15 protein-coding genes and 1 pseudogene are annotated in these 20,928 nt (G+C 44.2%); 4 read left to right on the top strand and 12 right to left on the bottom strand.

The window, feature by feature from the left end:
• Positions 1-39: 39 nt before the first annotated feature.
• Together O8C68_07350 and O8C68_07345 are read left to right on the top strand one after the other, a co-directional pair.
• Entirely contained in the window at positions 40-1,233 is a 1,194-nt protein-coding gene (locus tag O8C68_07350) for a TIGR00375 family protein (GenBank protein MCZ7395617.1), read from the top strand.
• 61 nt (positions 1,234-1,294) lie between these two features.
• Positions 1,295-2,464 (top strand): hypothetical protein, encoded by a 1,170-nt coding sequence (locus O8C68_07345; GenBank protein ID MCZ7395616.1) that lies wholly within the window; start codon positions 1,295-1,297, stop codon positions 2,462-2,464.
• Here the strand turns inward: O8C68_07345 and O8C68_07340 are convergent, their stop codons facing one another.
• From O8C68_07340 to O8C68_07330, 3 genes are all read right to left on the bottom strand, one after another.
• Positions 2,465-3,601, bottom strand: coding sequence for a hypothetical protein (locus tag O8C68_07340; GenBank protein MCZ7395615.1), 1,137 nt, complete (start codon positions 3,599-3,601; stop codon positions 2,465-2,467).
• The gene (gene argH, locus O8C68_07335) at positions 3,583-5,049 is read right to left on the bottom strand and encodes an argininosuccinate lyase (GenBank protein MCZ7395614.1); all 1,467 of its coding nucleotides are present in this window, start codon (positions 5,047-5,049) and stop codon (positions 3,583-3,585) included. Before argH ends, O8C68_07340 begins: the two co-directional genes overlap by 19 nt.
• Positions 5,050-5,373: 324 nt before the next feature.
• Complete coding sequence (locus tag O8C68_07330; GenBank protein MCZ7395613.1) at positions 5,374-5,886, bottom strand: hypothetical protein; 513 nt, start codon at positions 5,884-5,886, stop codon at positions 5,374-5,376.
• Positions 5,887-6,003: 117 nt separating this feature from the next.
• Here O8C68_07330 and O8C68_07325 point away from each other — a divergent pair, with 117 nt between their 5' ends.
• Entirely contained in the window at positions 6,004-7,242 is a 1,239-nt protein-coding gene (locus O8C68_07325; protein MCZ7395612.1) for an MBL fold metallo-hydrolase, read from the top strand.
• A gap of 74 nt (positions 7,243-7,316) precedes the next feature.
• Here the strand turns inward: O8C68_07325 and O8C68_07320 are convergent, their stop codons facing one another.
• From O8C68_07320 to O8C68_07280, 9 genes are all read right to left on the bottom strand, one after another.
• Positions 7,317-7,781 carry a cbb3-type cytochrome c oxidase subunit I gene (locus O8C68_07320; protein ID MCZ7395611.1) on the bottom strand — a complete coding sequence of 155 codons (465 nt, stop codon included), beginning with the start codon at positions 7,779-7,781 and terminating at the stop codon, positions 7,317-7,319.
• 99 nt (positions 7,782-7,880) lie between these two features.
• Entirely contained in the window at positions 7,881-8,564 is a 684-nt protein-coding gene (radB, locus tag O8C68_07315) for a DNA repair and recombination protein RadB (GenBank protein MCZ7395610.1), read from the bottom strand.
• Positions 8,561-9,319 (bottom strand): AAA family ATPase, encoded by a 759-nt coding sequence (locus O8C68_07310; protein MCZ7395609.1) that lies wholly within the window; start codon positions 9,317-9,319, stop codon positions 8,561-8,563. Before O8C68_07310 ends, radB begins: the two co-directional genes overlap by 4 nt.
• A 225-nt stretch (positions 9,320-9,544) precedes the next feature.
• Positions 9,545-10,171 (bottom strand): metallophosphoesterase family protein, encoded by a 627-nt coding sequence (locus O8C68_07305; GenBank protein MCZ7395608.1) that lies wholly within the window; start codon positions 10,169-10,171, stop codon positions 9,545-9,547.
• Positions 10,172-10,210: 39 nt separating this feature from the next.
• A complete protein-coding gene (locus tag O8C68_07300; GenBank protein ID MCZ7395607.1) occupies positions 10,211-10,792 on the bottom strand; it encodes a YkgJ family cysteine cluster protein in 582 nt (193 codons plus the stop codon).
• A gap of 4 nt (positions 10,793-10,796) precedes the next feature.
• Positions 10,797-13,238 carry a cation-transporting P-type ATPase gene (locus O8C68_07295; protein MCZ7395606.1) on the bottom strand — a complete coding sequence of 814 codons (2,442 nt, stop codon included), beginning with the start codon at positions 13,236-13,238 and terminating at the stop codon, positions 10,797-10,799.
• Positions 13,235-16,435 carry a carbamoyl-phosphate synthase large subunit gene (gene carB / locus O8C68_07290; GenBank protein ID MCZ7395605.1) on the bottom strand — a complete coding sequence of 1,067 codons (3,201 nt, stop codon included), beginning with the start codon at positions 16,433-16,435 and terminating at the stop codon, positions 13,235-13,237. Before carB ends, O8C68_07295 begins: the two co-directional genes overlap by 4 nt.
• 161 nt (positions 16,436-16,596) lie before the next feature.
• Complete coding sequence (locus tag O8C68_07285; protein MCZ7395604.1) at positions 16,597-19,050, bottom strand: ATP-binding protein; 2,454 nt, start codon at positions 19,048-19,050, stop codon at positions 16,597-16,599.
• Entirely contained in the window at positions 19,037-20,440 is a 1,404-nt protein-coding gene (locus tag O8C68_07280) for a DNA methyltransferase (protein MCZ7395603.1), read from the bottom strand. Before O8C68_07280 ends, O8C68_07285 begins: the two co-directional genes overlap by 14 nt.
• A gap of 117 nt (positions 20,441-20,557) precedes the next feature.
• On the opposite strand from O8C68_07280, the pseudogene fae reads away from it, so the two are divergent.
• Positions 20,558-20,818 (top strand): annotated as a pseudogene (fae, locus tag O8C68_07275) (formaldehyde-activating enzyme).
• The last annotated feature ends 110 nt before the right edge of the window (positions 20,819-20,928 follow it).

Here is a 20,928-nt window from a genome sequence, read left to right as displayed (position 1 = left end):
GAAGCAACAATATATTACAACAGGTAATTGAGAAGCATCATGCATGTAAACGCAGACCTTCACATTCACTCAAAATACAGCATGGCAACCTCCCCGAAGATGGACCTGCCCACCCTTGCCGCCGAGTCCAGAAAGAAGGGCATCCAGCTCGTTGCAACAGGGGACTGCCTGCATCCCAAGTGGTTGGCTGAGATAAAAAAGTTAAAAGAAATGAACGGAGCTTTCAGATTAGATGATACGTACTTCGTATTAACAACCGAGGTTGAGGATACAAATCAGGTGCATCACCTCCTGATTGTACCTTCAATATCAAAGGCGCAAGAACTGTACGAGTTAATGAGGCCCCACTCAAAAGATATAGACTCAGACGGCAGGCCGAATGTCCGATTGGACGGAGTCCAGATTGCGCAGGCTGCTAAGGATGCAGGTGCGCTAATCGGTCCGGCGCATGCCTTCACGCCCTGGACTGCCATGTATGCGTATCATAACTCACTCAGGGAGTGCTACGGTGACATGGCAGAGCGTATCTATTTTTTAGAACTGGGCTTGAGTGCAGACACCTCTTACGCGGACAGGATCTCAGAACTTAGCTGCCTCACTTTTCTTTCAAATTCGGATGCGCATTCCCCTTATGTTAATAAACTCGCGCGGGAGTTCAACCGCTTTGAGATGACCGATATCAGTTTTGATGAACTTAAGATGGCTATAATACGCGAAAAAGGAAGGAAACCTGTTCTCAATGTGGGTTTTTATCCTGAAGAGGGAAAATACAATGAGAGCGCCTGCATTCGATGTTTCAGACATTATACCCTTCGTGAGAGCATCATACAAAGCTGGAGGTGCGTGTGCGGAGGGATAATTAAAAAAGGAGTGAAAGACAGGGTCAATGAACTTGCGTCGTACGATGAACCCAAGCACCCGGCTCACAGACCCCCCTACCTTCACCTGATACCTTTATCCGAGATAATCGCAATGGCGCTGGGAACAGGTACCAATACAAAAGGCGTGCAGGGAATCTGGAATGCGCTTATAGAACAGTACGGGTCGGAGGTGGCTGTGCTTGTTGATGCGGATATCAAGAATTCAGGCGTGGATGAGCGGGTCATCAATGCAATAATTGCCCTCAGGTGCGGACAGGTAAAAGTACATCCCGGTGGCGGGGGGCAGTATGGGCGGATTGAGCTTGAGCAAAAGAACAACTGTAAACCGCAGAAAGCGCTGTTTGATTTCTGAGAAGCATTAAAGACACATCGTAACATTTATCATGGTTTATACATAGTATATGCTGGGTATTATGAAAGTATCACATATATTAATTTGTCTGGTTTCATTATCACTACTTGCAATTCCGGCATCATCCGACCTGAATATCGCAAGCATATCCGTTATTAACACCGGCGATATAAGAACACCATGGAGTCCTGCATGGAGCCCTGACGGGAATTCCATAGCCTATGCTGCCTACGATGCCTCCAATAATCAGCAGATCTTCATGATAAATATAGACGGCAGCGGGAAAAAACAGGTCACCAGCGACATGACTAAAAAATGGGGCTTGACATGGCTGGATGAGGACATTTCTTTTCTTTCCTACGACACTGACGGGTTAGAAAAGATATTCCTTATCCATCCAGATGGTTCCGGATTGAGAAAACTTCTTGATGAAAAGGCCCGACAGGGATTGGCGCCAGAGGATAAACCGCCTGCTTCGGGAGGCGCTTCGTGGAACCTTGTGAAAAAAACAATACTGTTTACCTCGTTTGACCCCGTGACAAATGATGATAAGGTATTTGAGGTAAATCTCGACGGAACAGGAAAAAAGGAGGTAGTAATGGATGACTTACGCCAGTGGAATCCATCGTGGAGCCCGGATGGAAATTCCTTTGTATACGTCTCCTACGACAGTAAAAATAATCTGCAGCTTTTCACCGCAAGCGCGGATGGAACAAATAAAACCCAGATTACCTTCGACGGTCTCAAAAAATATGACCCGACCTGGGGTCAGGGCGGCATACTTTACGTTTCCACTGAAACCGCAACCTCATCAGGAGATAAGCTGTTCATCATAAACCCGGACGGTACAGGGGAAAAACCTCTTTTGGATGGCGGCGGCTTTAAGCAGGAAAACCCGAGGTGGAGCAGGGATGGAAGCAAAATAATCTATGAAGATATCGATACACAGGGAAATCTGGCATTTAAAGTCTTGAATCTGCAAAAACCTGCTTCAGTAACACCTGCAGTAACCACACCTTCGCCAACTCCCACACCTACGCCCACTCTAACAACAGCGTCTCCCACCGCGACCATGACCCCAACGCCAACTGCATCTGTGACTCCAAAGGAAACCCCTGCGCCAGGTGCCTTAGAGAATGTCGTGTATTCAATGCTTTTAGTGCTGGGTATAATAGTTGTGGTAATGGTGGCTATCCTGCTGATTTCGAATCTTCTATCCAAGAAGAAATAATCAGTCCACTTTAAATGGCAGCAGTCCCTTCTTTTTTATCCACCAGTAAGCTGCCCATGTCGCAAATATTGTGGAAAAAATAAGGAGCAGGGAATACCATGTTTTATCCTGAGGTCCCATATCGAAGGCAGGATTGCTGAAAACAGTTGCAAGAGTGTTTGGTACTAACACGGCAGTTCCGAGTATGGTAAGCCACGTCATGACAAGGGCAAGCCTGTTATTTAAAACCTGAAGCTGGTTGTTGTAAATGCTCTGGAGCACTTCAAGCCCTGAAGCCAGCACCTCGGACATGTGTTCGCTGAGCGCTATGTGCCTGTTGACGTCATCTGAAAGAATCCCGAGGCGCGCCAGTAATTTGGGGCTGTCCGTTATTAGTTCTGCATCGCCGTGGCGGAGGGAATTCACCACATCAAGGGTAGCCCAAAGCGTATCCAGGTAATTTATCAATGCATGCTTCATTTTATGGATTTCAGGGCCAATTATACCTCTTGGGGTCCTAGGATCCATGAGAATCTGGCTAAGCTCATCCCCATAAGACTCTATTTCGCGCAAGTAGTCAAAATTCTTGCTGTTATTTTCATCAATTATCCTTGTGAGAATTATGCTCAGTTTATCCTGCTCTATAAGTGTGGGTTTGATTTTTCTCATGAAAGCATCGGCATAACGGGAAAAGCGCACCAGGCGGTTGACCTTCGCGTCATGGATGGTTAGAATCAGGTCTTTTCTTATCAGGATCAATATGGGACTCACGAGGACTTCAAATTTCTTTACAGAAACGGCGGGCAGCATCAATCCTATTTCAGTATCGCGATCTTCGTAAGCTGAAAGGTAACTTGAGAAAAGGGTGGGGACAAGCGAAGAACTGAAGCCGAGGGACATAGCGATAATTTCTGAATCTTTCTTTATGTCGCTTACAGGGAAATTTAGCCATGCTATGGATGATTCCTTAAGAAATTGTATAAACTCGTGCGGATTGTCTCCCGTCAATTTCAATGGTCTTCCGCCTGATGCGGGGAGCGACACACAGAATGCGCGCTGGCTATTGGAAGGAAGCGGAGGAACACTATTCTCTTCTTTTTTTTCTTCCACCACCGCTTGCAGCTCCTCGTTCATACCCTTCACGAATATTGCTGACACGCAAGATTGAGTTTTTCTCTTGCTTTCTGGATTTTTTTCCGGATGAGCCTTATATCCTTCTCGCATACTGTATTTTTTTTCCTGATAATGGTTCTCTGGCGCCTGGTTTCTTTCGGAGCTGGACCTCCCGACACGGAGCGTTTCCTTATGTTCTCCATCGGGTCAAGCGCCTGTTGAACATCTTTTTCTGAAAGACCCTTCTCGCTTAATTTCTTTTGGATTATCTCTAATGAGAGTTCATCCAGAAGGGAAATAGTTGGTTTTTTTCCAGTCTTTGCAGCCGAGCCCACGATATGGTGCGCAGTCCTGAAAGGTATGCCTGTTGCCCGGACGATGGTATCAGCAAGCTCAGTAGCTGTCGTGAACCCGATATACGATGCCTCTTTCATCCTTTCTTTTTTGACCTTCATCGTGTCGAGCATGCCCTCTGCCATACGCACGCAGGACCTCGCCGTATCCACAGCGCGCCAGAGGTGTGGTGTAGCCTCCTGCAGGTCGCGGTTGTAGCTGTACGGAAGAGCCTTGCATATCGTGAGTACCGAGATGAGCGCACCGTGAACGGTTCCCGTTTTCCCGCGCATGAGTTCTGCGATGTCCGGGTTTTTCTTCTGCGGCATTATAGATGAAGTGGACGAATACTTATCATCCAGTTCGATAAAGCCGAATTCTGAGGTGCTCCACAGGATGAGTTCTTCTGCAAGGCGGCTTAGGTTTGTCATTATACCGGCAAAACAGCTTATGCTTTCGATCATAAAGTCGCGCGTGCTCACGGCATCCATGGAATTCTCGATCGCAGAATCGAAGCCAAGCAGTTCACTTGTCCTTTCCCTGTTTATTGGAAATCCTGTAGAAGCAAATGCGGCAGCCCCGAGGGGATTCTGGTTTGTTCGGGCACAGGCTCCTTTTATTCTTTCAATGTCGCGAAGGTGAGCATTCGCATGCGCCAGAAGATGATGAGCAAGCGTCGTGGGCTGGGCATGCTGGGTATGGGTGTAGCCCGGCATAATGGTTTCATGATGTTTTCCCGCAACGTTAAGGAAGGTTGTAACCAGTTCATGGACTTCTTCCAAGAGGTTTAAAAGTTCCTTGCGCAGCGTGAGCCTGATGCATGCTGTGACCTCATCATTACGTGAACGCCCCGAATGCATTCTGCCGCCTGTATCCTCGCCCACCAGCTCTATGAGCCTTGCCTCAAGAGCTATGTGGACATCCTCGTATTTGTTATCAAGGGCTGAAATCCCCTCCTTCTGTATTTTATCCAGCCCTGAAAGGATAGCAGAACAATCCCTGGCACTGATGATGCCCTGCTCTTTGAGCATGACAACATGGGCTCTGTCCACCTCGATATCAGCATCGAATATGCGCTTATCCGTTTCCATAGAGGAAGTGAAGCGCATGATGTCTTCACTCGATTCTGCCGACAGCCGCCCTCGTCTTAATATATTCATAAAGCGACACCTCGCTTTACCCGGTGTTCAGGTATGCTTCGCATACCTGTCGTTTGATAAAACTTTCCTAAAGTTTTAGCGACACCTCGCTTTATGCGGTATAGGGGTATGCTGCGCATACCCCTTCTTTTGATAAAACTTTCATAAAGTTTTTTCATAAATTCTCTTTAATTCATGTCAATAGTTGTTTTAATTTACAATACATTCTTAGGATTTACCTAAAACAGCAGAAATAAGGCTTATAGATTTTTATATGTTTCGGTTATGAAAATAGCTGGTGTAATGTAAAATGATAAAAAATGCCCAAAATACTCTCAATCAGTCTTAGGAATATATTGTCGTGATTTTATACTCGGTTGGCTGATAACCTTCAGCCAACAGCCACAGACTGACATTGGTGCTATTGATTAAATGTGATCCTTTATTTGCAAGGGTATAACTGCTACCACTTTCGAGAGTGAACGAATTTTCTTCAAGAATTTGTCCATCACTCACTATTTGTGCTTTTATTGAGATAGGAATGTTTATTACATCAGTTATTTTGGCTTGTAATGAAGTAAATTCATACGTGCCATTTCCCCAAGTCGAAAGTTTCTTCATTCGTGCATCCACATAGAGAGCGCCGTATAACAGTACGCTGGGGGTCGTCGCTATTGGTTGAGGTGTTGTTACCATTACAGTTGGTGTGGATGTTACTGTAGGGGTGGATGTCATTATTGGTGTGGATGTTTCTGTTGGTGTGGGAGTTGGTGTGCCTGTTTGGTTACCTACACATCCCGAAAATAAAATTACCAGCCCAATGGCAGTTATGAGAGTAATAGATTTAAATTGTACCATATTAACCCAAGAGTTCAATATCACTATTCTAAGATAAAGTTTTCGATTTGAAAAATACATCCATACCGAAAGATTTTACGCCATCCTCCGTAGTAATGGATAATCAGAGGCGATAACATAAATCTACGATTCCTGGGAGGAGCACGTGAAGTAGGAAGGTCTGCCGTTCTTATAAACGAAGAGCTTCTCCTCGATTACGGAATCAAACCCACCGACCCGCCCACATATCCTTCAAACGGGCTTCGACCAAAAACCCTGATAATCTCCCACGGACACCTTGACCACTGCGGACTTGTGCCTAATCTCATGGATCTTGAGCCAGAGATATACTGCACATCCTTGACCGCAAAGCTGTCAGCTCTTCTTGCAAGGGACACATTGAAGATAGCAGAAAATAAAGGGCATGTAATTCCTTATTACATCGACGAGATTCAGGAATTCGAGCGAAAGGCAAAAGCAATCGAATACAGGGAGGAGTTCGAAACCTCAGGCTATTCTGCATGCCTCTTTGATGCGGGGCATATTCCCGGCTCATCCTCGGTTTATATTGAAAAGGATAAGCAGAGCCTGTTCTATACTGGGGACATAAACACAATCGAGACAGAGCTGCAAAGAGGCGCTGACACGGAATATCCAGAGAGCGATGTACTGATGATAGAGAGTACGTACTTTGGGAAAAACCATACTCCAAGGAAGATACTGGAGGAGCGGTTTATAGAATCCATAAGCGAGACCATTGAGAGCGGTGGAAAAGCAATAATTCCCGCTTTCAGCATAGGAAGGACGCAGGAGATGATGCTGATACTGAAAAAACACGGGCTCCATGCGTACGTGGACGGCATGGGTGTGGATGTCTTCGACATCATAAAAAGAAAGCCGCAATCTGTTCGTGACATGAATAAACTTGAAAAGGCATTCAGCAGTTCCAGTATAGTAAAGCCGGAAGAGCGGGCGGCTATCATCAAAGAACCATGCATCATCGTGACCAGCGCAGGCATGCTGAACGGGGGTCCTGTGCTTTATTACCTGAGGGAAATACACGACGACCCGAAATCGAAGCTCCATCTCACAGGCTACCAGGCAGAGGATACAAACGGGAGAAGGGCGCTGCAAAGCGGGTATATTGAGGATGGAAGGGATACGCTGAAGCTCAATTGCAGGCTTGAGCAGTACGATTTCTCTGCTCACTGCGGGGATAAGGAATTAAAGGAAGTGGTGAAGAAATTCGCAGATAATGGCACGGAAACTGTTTTTGCGGTGCACGGGGAAAATACCCAGGGCTTTGCGGAATGGATAGGGGAAGAGCTCGATGTGGAATCGAAAGCTCCAGCCAATGGGGATAGGATATATATATGAATCAAAAGGTGTTGTTCGTTGTTAAAAGCGCAAAGATACAACGATATTAAACCCTCTAAAATTCCCTAACGAATTCAGCGACTTAATGTCCTATATATGTTATATATAGACAGATAAACTCCTACCATAATTACAAAGGCGAATATTATTGTAAACATCGTGTAAGGCACAGTACTCATATGTGCCATTGCGAAATCTCCCGCCTGGAACGAAGATGCTTGTACATATCCCCCTATGAGTAATACAAGGAACTCTGAAGATATACCGATATTAATGAGCCAGAAACCCATATTTCCCAGCTTTTCGCTGTATAAAGGTCTGTCAAGGTTTCCTAATATAAAATAATATATAAACCCTATTATTGAGAGACTTACCCATCCAATAAGGTTTATATGAGCATGAGCTCTTTCAAATAGTTTTGATAATACTATAAAATCATAGACCGGTCCTATGGTCATAATAGCTCCCGTTGTAACTCCTATGACAAAATATATCAATGAAGCTTTTAAAAATTTTACTCCCAATGTCTTTTCCATCATTATCCTCGTTATCTTTATACCTTTATTTATCGTTTTTCGTATAATCACCGCAACAGAATTATGAACGCACTCCTTTCGCGGAGCAGGAGTTTCTCAACTCTATTCCACGCCGCTCTCCGTCAGCACGAAATCGCAGTAAACCCCCTCGCTTCTTGACCTGTGCTTCCGCAGCATGGCTCTTCGCTTGCTCATACCTGTCTTCTCAAGCAGGATAATCGTCTTCGAGAGGTGCTCCAGCGCATTCCCTCCCACTGGACAGAGTTCGCCAGTGGTAACATCTTTAAAGACCTGGTTTGTGATCACCACAGCCACGCTGTACTTTCTCGCTATTCCGTGGAGTATCCCTATCTGGTTCACAAGCTCGCGCCGCAGCCCCACGTTTTGTTCTTCAGAATCATCCTGCGTCAGCCCCAGCCTGTAGAAAAGCGCTGCAGAATCCAGGATTATCAGCCCGATTTTCTCGTTCATCAACTTTTCAATATCCGTAATTGCAGAGTACTGCTGCTCAAAGCTTGCGGGCTCGTATATGATTATATCGCCAGCTATTTTTTTTGCATTATCGCCGGCTATCTGCCTGAACCGCTCAGCTGAGAATCCTTCTGTGTCTATGAAAATCGCCTTCTTCCCAAGCTTTACGGTTTCCACGGCAAGCTGGATGCAGATATTGGTCTTACCCGTACCAGAAGCGCCGTATAACTGGGTAACAATGCCGCACTCAAACCCACCGCCTAGCATCTCGTCGATGCATTTGCATCCGCATGGAAGCCTTTCCGGTTTTTTCATGACACCTGTCCCTCGGATATCTTCTCAAAAATCTCTTTTATAGCCGATAGCGCTGCTCCGCTGCTGTCAATGGGCGCAACATTATCCATGTCTGCCCGAACAAGGGCAGCATCATACGGTATTACACCTATTACAGGCAGACGGTATTCCTTAAGCCTTTCCTCGATTCCCGCTACTTCATCCCCGGCTTTGTTGATGACAGCCCCGAATTTGCTGATACCGATCTGGCGCGCAAGTTCTGCAATTCTCCCCGCAGTCTCTATCGACCTTGCGCCGGGTTCAACTACTATAAGCATATAATCCATTCCTTTTGTTGTGCCGCGCCCGAGGTGCTCAACTCCTGCCTCCATGTCCAGGATAACAACGCTGTTGAGCTTCAGAATCACATGCCTAAGGAGCGCCTTCAAAAAAGAGCTTGCAGGGCACATGCATCCGCTCCCTCCCCTTTCAACCGTTCCCATAACCAGCAGTTTCACATTGTCCGGTCCTGTTACCCCGAATTTTTCAACGATGTCATCCACCTTCGGGTTTATTTTGAAAAAACCTGCCGGACCTCCAGCCCTTTCATCGATGAGTTCCCTGAATTCGGTGAGAGGCTTCGGGGGGTTTTTTATTCCAAGCGCAGTGGCGAGGTTCATGCTGGGGTCTGCATCGATTGCCAGAACATCGTAACCTTTTCTTGCAAAAAGCCTCGAAAGTGTGCCGGCAAGCGTGGTCTTTCCCACCCCGCCTTTCCCAGAGATTGCGATTTTCATAAAGCGACACCTCGCTTTACCCGGTGTTGGGGTATGCTTTGCATACCCCTCGTTTGATAAAACTTTCTTAAAGTTTTAGCGACACCTCGCTTTACCCGGTGTTGGGGTATGCTTTGCATACCCCTCGTTTGATAAAACTTTCTTAAAGTTTTAGCGACACCTCGCTTTATGCGGACAGGGTATGCAAAGCATACCCTTCTTTTGATAAAACTTTCCCAAAGTTTTTTAAACATCAATAAACTCTACGCTTATGTCATCTTTTATCGTAATCAGGGCGCCGTGTCCTTTCGAGGCTGCACCGGGATTCACCACATGGGTGCCTTTCACACACACACAACCGCGGGCTTCATGTATGTGCCCGCAAACAATAAGCTCGATTCGCCCAAGGAATCTTGTCAGTGCCTCGCTGCCCACATTCCCCCGCTGCACCCTGTCGGTTGTATTGAGCGGGGGAGCGTGCGATAACAGAACCGTCCTTCCGTTCAATCTGCTCAATAATATGCCCACATATTCACCTATCTTCTTTTCCGAGAGTTCAAACGGGGTATTGAAAGGCGTTGGGTTCGAGCCTCCAAGCCCTAAAAAAGTCAATCCTTCCATGGTATGGACTGAATTATGGAGGTTTATGGTATTCTCATCCAGGAGCTTCAGAATCGAGGGGTTATCGCAATTACCCGGTATGGCAAGTACAGGCTCGGCAAACATTTTCAGAAGCTCAAGCGCACGCTCATCTGGTCCGAAATTCGTTATGTCGCCTGCGATAATCACAACATCAAAATCCCCTGCCTGGTCGCGAATGGATTCGACATGGGAGTAATCGCCGTGAAGATCTGATAATGCGAGCAGTTTCATGTAACGTAATAATAGTTCAAGGTTTATAATTGTAATGTGTCAAACCCAGTGCTCACCTTCGCTGTCGTGCACGCAGATTCCTGTACCTCTTGGTTTGAAGCCCTCAAACCTCTCAAGGAGCGCAGCCGATTCTTTAATCTCTGAGATATACCTTTCTTTCAGCAGCGCAGCCAGCTTGCGGCTTTCTTCGCCGCTCATCTCGCCTCCCAGTCCCTCGCACTCTGAAACCATAAGGTTCCCATCCAGTAAATAGAAAGGGTAGGTCTTGCAGATATAAGGTCTGACTTCGTATATCCCGCACAAGCCCTCTTTCAGGAAAATGCAGTCCTTGTGTTTCCCCAGCACCCATTCAAAGGTGTGGATATTTCCTTTCGCATCCCTGTCCTGCGAAGGCGTTGGAATCGCGAAATCGTCCCTTCGAAGCCCTGTTTTTTCACAGATGCGCCTTATTTCAAAAGGAAAGATGAATACCGTGTTATCGCCGTGCTCCGCCCGGCAGCACCGCGCGCATTTTCGGCATTTAAAGCCGATGGCTTTTATCTTCTCGCCAAGCGCTGCTTCGTCTATTTTGAGGGCTTCATCAAGTGTTTTCTTCAGATTGATGATTTTTGCTTCTTTCATCGAATCAATTAACTCTATTCTGCTTCGACAATATTTTTTTCATCTCCAACAAACCGATAATGAATATCATCGCTAAGGCAATGAGTATTAGCTGAGTAAAGTTGATCGCTACGAGATTAAATCTGTCGTTCAAAAACGGGATATAAATTCCCAAAACAAGAAAGGTGACTGCCACCACTGCCCAGAGGTCAATAACCTTATTAGCAAATACTCCCAGAGAGAAAATGGATTCTTTGTCAGAGCGAGAAATAAAAGCCAGAACTATATGACCAAAAATCCATGCTGAAAAAGCAAAGGTTTGCGTCTCTCTAAGACTTAAACTCTGGCTTCGGGCATAAAAATACACAGAAATAACCGCCGCAAAAAGGACTATTCCCTTGGTTAAAAAGTCTTTGATTACCTGATTATTGAATATGTTTTCCCTGGGATTGCGAGGCGGTCTGGAATAAATATTTTTTTCTTTTGCCTCGGCGACAAAACCGGCAGATGCGGCTAAATCCATAAATAATTCCAGGAGGATTATCTGAATAGGGGCGAAAGGCATAGGCATATCTAAAAGAACAGGCAGGAGGAAAATTAATACCAAAGCAACCTTCACCGAAAGATAATATTTAATTCCTTTTTGCAGGTTATCAAAAAACTTCCTGCCTTCAAAAATACCCTGAGCAATAGTGATATAGTTATCATCCGCCACCACAACTTCCGCTGCTTCCCTGGCTACATCCGTTCCCCTGATTCCCATCGCTATACCGATATCCGCACCTTTCAGAGCCAGCGCATCGTTAATTCCATCGCCGGTCACAGCTACTACTTCCCCGTTCTTTTGTAATGCTTTGACAATCCGGTATTTATGTTCGGGGGTAGTCCTGGCAAAAACGGAAAATTCTTTCACCGTGTTCTGCAATTCCTCGTCCGTTAAATGACCTAAATCTTCGCCTGTCAACACTTTATTATCAGGAGTCAAAATACCAACCTCCCTGGCAATAAAAAGAGCTGTCAGAGGATGGTCACCGGTAACCATGATTGTCCTGATGCCAGCCTTCGTTGCCAAGGCAATAGTTTCTTTAACTCCCTCTCTCGGCGGGTCTTCAAAGCTTATAAGTCCCGCAAAATCCATTTCCTTTTCGATGTCAGTAAAATCAAGGCTCATCTCCCGGGGTGTTAATTTCTTATAAGCAATAGCGATTACCCTTCTGCCTTTTTCCGCTTCTCTTGCTAATGCATTTTTTATATCATCGCTTATACCAGAACAACTTCCAAAAATTTCCTCTGGCGCACCGCTCAAAAACAATTCGTAATCCAGCTCATTTTTCCTTATAACTGCTTTTGTTTTCCTGCCCTCGCCAAGATTTCTTCCGCGAACCACCCGTGGCAGCATCGTACCTATCTCCAACTCACCCGCTTTATTTTTAATCTCCTGCTCCAGAGGGGATAAAGAATATTCTGTTAGAGAACCAAGGGCTTTTTCAAGAATTTCTTTCTCTTTATTCTCAGGATAAAATGAAACAATTTTCATCAGACTTTCAGTGATGGTCCCGGTTTTGTCGGTAACGATAACGGTGGCATTGCCTAAAGTCTCAGCGGCTTTTATTCTTTTAACTAAAAATTTATTTTTAGAGAGAGTATAAGCCCCCAGCCCCAAAACCATCGTAATAATAATCGGAAGTTCCTCGGGAATAGTAGCAAAAGAAAGAGACAGACCCGTTAAAATCATCGTTTTTATATCCTGCCCTTTTAAAATTCCTATAACGGGAATAATGACGGAAAAAAACAGAGCCACAAAAACCAGTTTGCCCGCTAAAGACTTCATCGCCAGTTGCAGCGGGGTTTTGGGCGGTTTAATTTCCTTGGAAGTGGCAGCAATTTTACCAAGTCTGGTATTCTTGCCCGTGGCAAAAACCCAAGCTAATCCTTCGCCTGAGAGGACTACTGTGCCGGCATAAATCCCATCCCCAATATTTTTGTCCTGAGGAAAAGACTCGCCTGTCAAGGCGGATTCATCAAGCTGCACGCCTGCAGAGCGTTCTATTTTTGCATCAGCGGCAATTTTAGTTCCTGGAGTTAAAATTAAAATGTCATCGGGTACGACATTCTCTGAGTCAATTTCAGTGACCTTTCCATCCCTTAACACTCTTGTTCTGGGCGCTGCTATTTTTTCTAAAGAAGCAATTGCTTTTTTGGCGCGGAATTCGTTATAAACTTCGGCTAAAACTAATAAAACAATTACAACAAAGATGGTAACCGCGTCTTCAAGTTTTCCCCATACGCTATAAAAAAAGCCTACGACCAGTAAAAGAAGAATCATGGGCTCTGTAACTTCATGCCTGGCAATCCCGAAGAAACTGACTCTGGCTGGTTTAAAAATCTGGTTGGGACCGAATTTTAAAAGTTTATCCTGAGCTTCGCCTGAACTCAGCCCTGTGCTTGCCTTTTCAATCGCCATCATCGGTCTGCGTGATATTCGCCCAGAGACTTGATCGTGATCTCGCCGTTCTTCATGGCTTCAATCGCATCGGCAGCAGCAAGCGCAGCCTGTATCGTGGTGATGTAGGGAACGCTGAAGTCAACTGCAGCCCTTCGTATGTGATAACCGTCCTTCACCGTCTGCTTGCTTATTGGGGTATTTATTATCAGGTCCACTTCCTTTTTATGGATAAGGTCTACCACGTTAGGTTTGCCCTCGCTCACCTTGTTTATTACCTCCATCCTGATCCCGTTTCGAGATAAAAACGCTGCAGTGCCCCGCGTACCCAGAAGGCGAAGACCGGCAGCAGCCATTTTTTTAGCCACCTTTACGATGAGCGCTTTGTCTTCATCGCGTATTGACATGAAAACCGTGCCGCAAAGAGGAAGCTTATTATCGCCAGCCCACTCTGCCTTGAAAAAGGCCCTTCCGAAATCGTAATCTATACCCATCACTTCGCCAGTGCTTTTCATCTCAGGTCCGAGCACGGGGTCGGCGCCCGGGAGTTTATCAAAAGGCAGCAGTACTTCCTTGACAGAAACATGCTTCGTTACAGGATCGCTCGTGTACCCGAGCTCCTTCAACGTATGCCCTGCCATAACCCTGGCAGCTATTTTGGCAAGCGGAAGCCCGACAGCTTTACTGACAAACGGAATGGTGCGGCTTGACCTTGGGTTAGCCTCAAGCACGTAAACCAACCCGTTCTTGGTTGCCATCTGTATGTTGATTACGCCGACCACGCGAAGAGCCAGGGCTATCTTTTTTACATAATCGCGAACCGCAGCAAGTATCTCCGGCTTCAGGGACTGCGGGGGAATGACGCAGGCTGAATCTCCTGAGTGTATTCCAGCCTCCTCTATGTGCTCCATTATTGCCCCGATGAACACATCCCTGCCGTCGCATATGGCATCCACATCGATCTCCACTGCATTATCCAGGAAATCATCGATGAGCACCGGATGCTCGTTGGAGACCTTCACAGCCTCTTTCAGGTATCGCTCAAGGTCCCTTTCATCGTACACGATCTCCATCGCCCTTCCCCCCAGCACATAGGAGGGACGGACAAGCACAGGGTATCCTATTCTTCTTGCCTCGTTGAACGCTTCGCTGTAATTGGTGGCGCACCCTGCCTCTGGCTGAAGTATGCCAAGCTTTTTCATCATGCTGTTAAAGCGTCCCCTGTCCTCGGCAATATCCATGTCGTCAGGCGTTGTTCCCAGGATAACGGTATTCAGGTCGGCTCTTCTATCAAGTTCCTTTTTGAGCGGAATTGCAAGGTTCACGGAGGTCTGCCCTCCGAACTGCACCATCACGCCATAAGGGCGTTCCCTGTCTATCACGTTCATGACATCCTCAAGCGTCAGGGGCTCAAAAAAGAGTTTGTCCGAGGTATCGTAGTCAGTGGAAACGGTCTCAGGGTTATTATTTATTATATGGGTCTCGATGCCTTCTTCACGAAGCGCTGTAACCGCATGGACGGTGCAGTAATCAAACTCGATGCCCTGCCCTATGCGGATAGGACCTGAGCCTATGATGAGCACTTTTTTCTTGTTGGTAGGTGAAGCCTCGCACTGGTCCTCGTACGTGGAATAATAGTAAGGTGTGGCAGCAGCAAATTCAGCCGCGCATGTATCCACCATCTTATAGGTGGGAATGATGCCGTGCAGTCTTCGCATGTCGTTTATCTCTTCCCTCGTTTTCCCGCACAAAAACGCTATTCTATCATCGCTCAACCCCATGCGTTTTGCCCTCCGCAGGTTCTCGATGGAAAGCTCTTCTTTTACCGTATCCTCGATATCGATGATATTCCTGATTTTCCTTATGAAGAAAGGGTCGATATCTGTGAGCCCTGAAATCTCATCGATCGTCATGCCGTTTTGCAGTGCCTGGTATATGACGAAGAGGCGCTCATGCGTTGGGTTGCGCAGGATGTCCAATATTTCCTCGCTGCTCCACTCCTTGTATCCGAAGTGCATGTCCACTTCAAGCGACCTGACCGCTTTCTGCAGGGCTTCCTCAATTGTCCTGCCGATGGCCATCACTTCGCCTGTGCTCTTCATCGCAGTGGTGAGATGCTTATCTGCGGTGACGAATTTATCAAAAGGCCAGCGCGGGATTTTGACGACCGTGTAATCGATGGTGGGTTCAAAAGAGGCAGGGGTTTTCTTGGTGATATCATTGGTGATCTCATCAAGCGTCATGCCGATTGCGATTTTTGCAGTGACTCTTGCTATGGGATAACCTGTGGCTTTTGACGCCAGTGCTGAGGAGCGGGAAACCCTGGGGTTAACCTCAACAATCCGGACTTCGTCTTCGAGAACGGCAAACTGGATATTGCACCCCCCTTCGATTCCGAGCGCCCTTATTATCTTTATGGATGTGCTGCGCAGCCTCTGGTGGTCTGCATCGGACAGGGTCTGTGAAGGCGTTATGACAATAGACTCGCCAGTGTGTATGCCCATTGGGTCGAAGTTCTCCATATTGCATATAACGATGCAGGTGTCGTTCTTGTCTCGCATCACCTCGTACTCGAATTCCTTCCACCCGATAATGCTCTCTTCTACGAGTACCTGGTGAATCCTTGAGCGTTCAAGCCCGAGCTCTGTGATTTCAAGGAGCTCTTCCCGCGTATGGGCTATGCCGCCGCCTGCGCCGCCGAGGGTGTATGCGGGGCGTATGATGAGCGGAAGCCCGAGCTCTTCGATCAGCGCCTCAGCTTCCTCAAGTGATTTCACAGCCTTTGAACGCGGCACCTTTTCTCCGATGCTTAACATTTTCTTCTTGAATAAATCCCGGTCTTCAGAATCCTTGATTGCCTGCAATGATGTGCCAAGAAGCTCAACCCCGAATTTGTCCAGCACCCCCATCTCTGCAAGTTCGGTTGTGATATTAAGACCGGTCTGACCTCCAAGCCCTGCAATAATGCCGTCTGGGCGCTCTTTTTCTATGATTTTAGCCACAATCTCAGGCTCAAGCGGCTCGATGTAGATGGCATCCGCCATGTCGGTGTCTGTCATTATAGTTGCTGGGTTGCTGTTGACAAGCACGACTTTGATGCCCTCCTCTCGCAGTGAGCGGCATGCCTGGCTGCCTGAAAAATCAAACTCTGCTGCCTGACCTATCATTATGGGACCAGAGCCTATCAGCAGCACTTTCTTGATGTCGGGTCTTTTTGGCATATTTTTAGGCTAAGATGGCATCGGGATGTTATAAATTCTATCCATTAAGAAGGAAATCATCGGAACTTTTTGGGCTGTAGAAAAAATACTCTCTTACAAGCTTTGGTCTTGCATTGGTTTTATTTGGCTTGCAAGAGTATATTTTTTTGTGCAATGGCATCTTATTTTGATGAAAAAGCATTTATATAAATATCACGAAACTCAAGCGGAACTTCCGTTGGTAATGTTTGGTGAATTGCATTCAAAATTTTCTCCGGTGGAGCTGAAAGGCTCACAATATTATCGTGTGAAATACTAATATAGTTCGGAACAAGTCTTTCAATACTTTGCACTAAGGATTTTAAGCTTTCAAAAGAATGTTTCATTAACTCTGGATTACTTTTTCTTAAAGCATAAAGATTTGATGGTTCTGTATCGGTTTTATTTGATTTAAATGCTTCTTCTAATAGCTCTTTAATAGGCCCTCTTGCTACTTCTTTCGTTCTCAGTTCTTGAATCCATTTTGTTGTTTCAATTACTGTATGACAATTTTCAAAAAAGTTTCTTAATTGTTTTGGTCCGATTTGCTTCGGACTGGATATTAATACAAGTACCATTAGATCTTTTGCTCTGATAAGATTTATCTTATGTTTTTTTGCTTCAGTATTAACTGCTGAATTAGGTTCGTCTGCTCCTTCATAATCAATTGCAACAACACACGCATAATTAGATTTGTAATTATCTCTGTGTCTATCAACTCCAGTTATATGAGTAGTAGTTGCCTTAATCTTATTTTTTAAAGTGCTTTTTGCATCAAATGTTATGGAGTAATTCTCCAGTGAGTTTAATGGTCCCAAATAAGCAACCGCTTTGCCATCAGGTTTACCAGGTCCGCCTATATGTGTAGTTTCATAGCCTAACGAGTTGAAAGCATAGGTAACTCCTTTTTCCAGTCCTGTTGAATCTCCTAATGATGCTTGTAATAGCGAAGCAACAAATGGTGCATTGGGTTTGTCGCTAAAAGTGAGTTCCCTTAAAATTGAATCCCGCTTAAACATTATCTCTCTTACTTCGTCTTGATTAATGCCACTATCAAGTAAAAGGCATTCCGTAAGAATTTCAGTTAGCGCAATCAATTCAAAAGGTAAAGTCGATTTCACCTCCTCTAAAAAGTTGGCGAAAAAAGGATGCATCAAATTAATTTTAGCAAAACCACTTACAAGTTCAAGTTTTGCAATTGGATCTTCCGGATTCAGATTCACCCATTGTACATTCTGTATTATACCTTTATCAGTTGTTAGATCTGCTTCAAGTTTTGTAATAAAATTTGTCTTTTCTTGTATTGATAAATTATTAGGAATTTCAGTTAAAACTAAATCTCCTATTTCACCGTCAAGAAATTTTTTAGCAACTACTATTAAAGGTCTTCTTGATAAACTTGCAGAAGCATAAGAAATTTTATATGCTGCTCTATTCTTTTTTTCTTCATCTTCCATTGAAGCAAAATACCAGTCTTTTGCTTGAGTGAATTTTCTTTGTATGTATTCTCTTAGGTTCTCAAGTGCTGCTGATGATTTTATTGATTCCCTTGTTGAAGTAATATAATCATCTAACTCATCAGCGTTAACTATTATTCTCGCACGATTAAATACACCATGAGAAAGCGCTGGCATTCCTATTAATGGGTCGTCAATATTTACAAGCCTTCCTCTAACATTGAGAAAAATTCCATTGCTCCGTCCTGTATCTGCTGATTTTCCTGTTAAAAGCGAATCTCTATATAAATCTATTTGTCCTGTTACATTATTTAAATTAGGTAAATGAACACATGGTTTTTCTTTATAACTGCCGACACTATATTGAAACTTAGTCGCCACTTCATCATCTTTTCCGAATACCCATGTTTTCCATGGCTCAATACCACCTTTGCTTGACTGAATTGCCGCACCATTAAAACTTAAATTAAAACCCGGATTGAGTGGTAACGCTGTGCTAAGAATCCATTTCAATCTTCCCTCTTTAATTTCTGTTGCTTTCGTTTTTAATTCTGATAGTATTGCGAAAGTCCATGTTGTTGCGGCATCGTCTCCCCAAAGTTTAAATTTAAGTAAATCTTGCTGTCCTTTTTTTATCAATGGAGATAAAATGCTTTTCACTTCTTCTAATGTTAATTGTTTTTCATCGAGAGAAATAGTTTCACTTGAATCTTTGTTAATGTTTGAATAATTCATTGTTGTCGCGTAATACTTGCCATCATTTGCTTTGCAAAGCAAAGTCAATTTGTGTGTAAGAACATATGTAGCAAGTTTTCCGATACCGAATTTTCCAATTGGCATTCTGTCTTGATTTTCATTTATTCTTTTATCTGATTCTCCAATTTTCCAAAATTGTTTTAATTCCGCTTTATTCATTGAAGAACCGTTATCAGCAACCCAAATAATTGATTCAGGTAAACTCTTGTCAAGCGGAACATAAACCGACACTTGTGAAGCTCCGGCATCATACGAGTTACTGACTAATTCTTCAAATGCTTTATTTGGACTGGAATAGAGTCCAGCAGAAAAAAGTTCTATTATTTTATAGCTTATTGTTACGGGTATGCTGTCTATTACAGTTCCTACATTATCTATGTTCATATTCTACCTTTTTTGCGATTAAAATATATTCTTCCGGATAAACCAATTTGCTGTTCTTGTTTTCAAGTTTTGAAAATTTTCCTGTCTGTTTGTCTCTGATGGTTGGAATCAACTTAGAGGGAATGCTTCTCTTAATTATGTCAACGAAATTGAAACCTAACGATTCTAAAATTTCGGCAAATACTTCCGCTGATTTTACTTTCACCCCTAAAAAAGTTGTGTTGCCGATTACTAAACAAACATGTCCGCCTACTTTTAAAACACGGTGCATTTCTCTTGCTACATCTTGCATATCATTAAAATAGTTGGCAACTTCTTTTGCCTTGCGTTTATCTTTTTTTAAAAGCTGATTAACGATTTTTTGTCCAACTTCAGAATCGACTTTTGTTTCTTGATTTAATGAATAAAATGTTCCAATGAAATTTTTTCTGAAACTTTGTAGGTCTGTGATATAATTATACCAATATGCTGTGAGTTGATGTATGTCTGCATACTCGTATGATGTTACATATGGTGGAGATGTAATAATTGCTCCAACAGAGTTAGATTGCAAAGAAGTTTTTCGTGCATCTTCCAGACGAATTTCACAAGATGTTTGCAAATATTTATCTTTTTCGAGTTGATTAAAAAAGTCATTATTCTTTTTTATCATCTTTTTTGTATGTGTTTTAAAAGCAATGAAAGGGTCTGTTGGATTTTTGTCTGGATCAATTTGTGGTTTGGTGCTCGACTGTAACCATTTAGAGCAATTCTTCATTATGTGTGATAGTGAAACCAAGAAAAATTCTTTTGCAGTTTTATCATGCACTGATAAAATTTTCTCGTAGAGAAAAGCAATTTTGTATTTGTGTTTTGGAGAAAACCAATAATCTATTCTGTTATGTAAGCTAATTTTAGAATAGTCATTCGGTTCAAAGTCATCAAACGTTTTAACGAGGTTTTCAAACTCAGTTTCAAGTTTCGTTGAGTCAATCGGATTTATTTTTGCTTTTGTAATTAACTCTGCAACAGGATTTATGTCAACTCCTATTGATTGTCTGCCGTGAACTTTCGCTTCAACTAAAGTCGTTCCGCAACCGGCAAAGAAGTCCACCACCAAATCAGTTGGCTGAGTGTAATCTTCAATAATTTTTTTTACAAGGTTTGGTAAAAACTTAGCAGGATACCTGTGATAACCGTGTGTCCATTGTTCTGTTGAACGGATATTTTTAAAACACCACTCCGGACTTACAGGAATTTTTTCAAACTCATATTTGCTCACCTTTTTGTAATGGGGCATATTTCGCCTAACTCGTTCATATCTGAACTTGGTTCGTATATCCTCCCAATTTGTCGATATATCCGAACAGGGTTCGCATATACATCCCTCTGGTCGAACATCTTCCCTCATTATCTCCTCCTTTTAACTAACTTCTATATTAATCTTACACTCTCTCTTTTGGGTTCTCTCTTTTTGCAGAAATACATAACTACCAAACTATCAATTTAAGCAGAGAGGTACGATAAGATGTTTTTAGTAGGCGAGGCTTTAATCGGCGAGGAACCGGAACTGGCTCATATTGATTTGATTATTGAAGAGAAAACAGGACCTGTCGGACAGGCATTTGCGAACGGTTTCACGCAGCTTTCCATGGGGCACACCCCTCTTCTCTCGGTCATAAGACCAAACCTGCTCACCAAACCCGCCACGCTCATCGTGCCAAAGGTAACGGTCAAAAACATGGCGCAGGCGGCGCAGATATTCGGACCTGCGCAAACAGCGGTGGCATGAGGCATCCGGGTTGAGACTGCCAAGGAAGCGCTAAATCAGGCGCTGGCGTAATCGTAGTGGGGAGGTTATCTTGCTTGTGGACTATCTTATTTTTGAACTTTCGATTA

It is taken from the genome of Candidatus Methanoperedens sp. (assembly GCA_027460525.1).
Classification (GTDB): domain Archaea; phylum Halobacteriota; class Methanosarcinia; order Methanosarcinales; family Methanoperedenaceae; genus Methanoperedens.
Note: the sequence above shows the minus strand (reverse complement) of the source record. Positions and strands in the feature narration are given on the sequence as shown.

Bases quoted from the DNA above. Each gene is read 5' to 3' on its own strand.
- O8C68_07350 (MCZ7395617.1), top strand. From the start codon at position 40: ATGCATGTAAACGCAGACCTTCACATTCACTCAAAATACAGCATGGCA.
- O8C68_07345 (MCZ7395616.1), top strand. From the start codon at position 1,295: ATGAAAGTATCACATATATTAATTTGTCTGGTTTCATTATCACTACTT.
- argH (MCZ7395614.1), bottom strand. From the start codon at position 5,049: ATGAATATATTAAGACGAGGGCGGCTGTCGGCAGAATCGAGTGAAGAC.
- O8C68_07330 (MCZ7395613.1), bottom strand. From the start codon at position 5,886: ATGGTACAATTTAAATCTATTACTCTCATAACTGCCATTGGGCTGGTA.
- O8C68_07320 (MCZ7395611.1), bottom strand. From the start codon at position 7,781: ATGATGGAAAAGACATTGGGAGTAAAATTTTTAAAAGCTTCATTGATA.
- radB (MCZ7395610.1), bottom strand. From the start codon at position 8,564: ATGAAAAAACCGGAAAGGCTTCCATGCGGATGCAAATGCATCGACGAG.
- O8C68_07310 (MCZ7395609.1), bottom strand. From the start codon at position 9,319: ATGAAAATCGCAATCTCTGGGAAAGGCGGGGTGGGAAAGACCACGCTT.
- O8C68_07305 (MCZ7395608.1), bottom strand. From the start codon at position 10,171: ATGAAACTGCTCGCATTATCAGATCTTCACGGCGATTACTCCCATGTC.
- O8C68_07300 (MCZ7395607.1), bottom strand. From the start codon at position 10,792: ATGAAAGAAGCAAAAATCATCAATCTGAAGAAAACACTTGATGAAGCC.
- O8C68_07295 (MCZ7395606.1), bottom strand. From the start codon at position 13,238: ATGATGGCGATTGAAAAGGCAAGCACAGGGCTGAGTTCAGGCGAAGCT.
- carB (MCZ7395605.1), bottom strand. From the start codon at position 16,435: ATGCCAAAAAGACCCGACATCAAGAAAGTGCTGCTGATAGGCTCTGGT.
- O8C68_07285 (MCZ7395604.1), bottom strand. From the start codon at position 19,050: ATGAACATAGATAATGTAGGAACTGTAATAGACAGCATACCCGTAACA.
- O8C68_07280 (MCZ7395603.1), bottom strand. From the start codon at position 20,440: ATGAGGGAAGATGTTCGACCAGAGGGATGTATATGCGAACCCTGTTCG.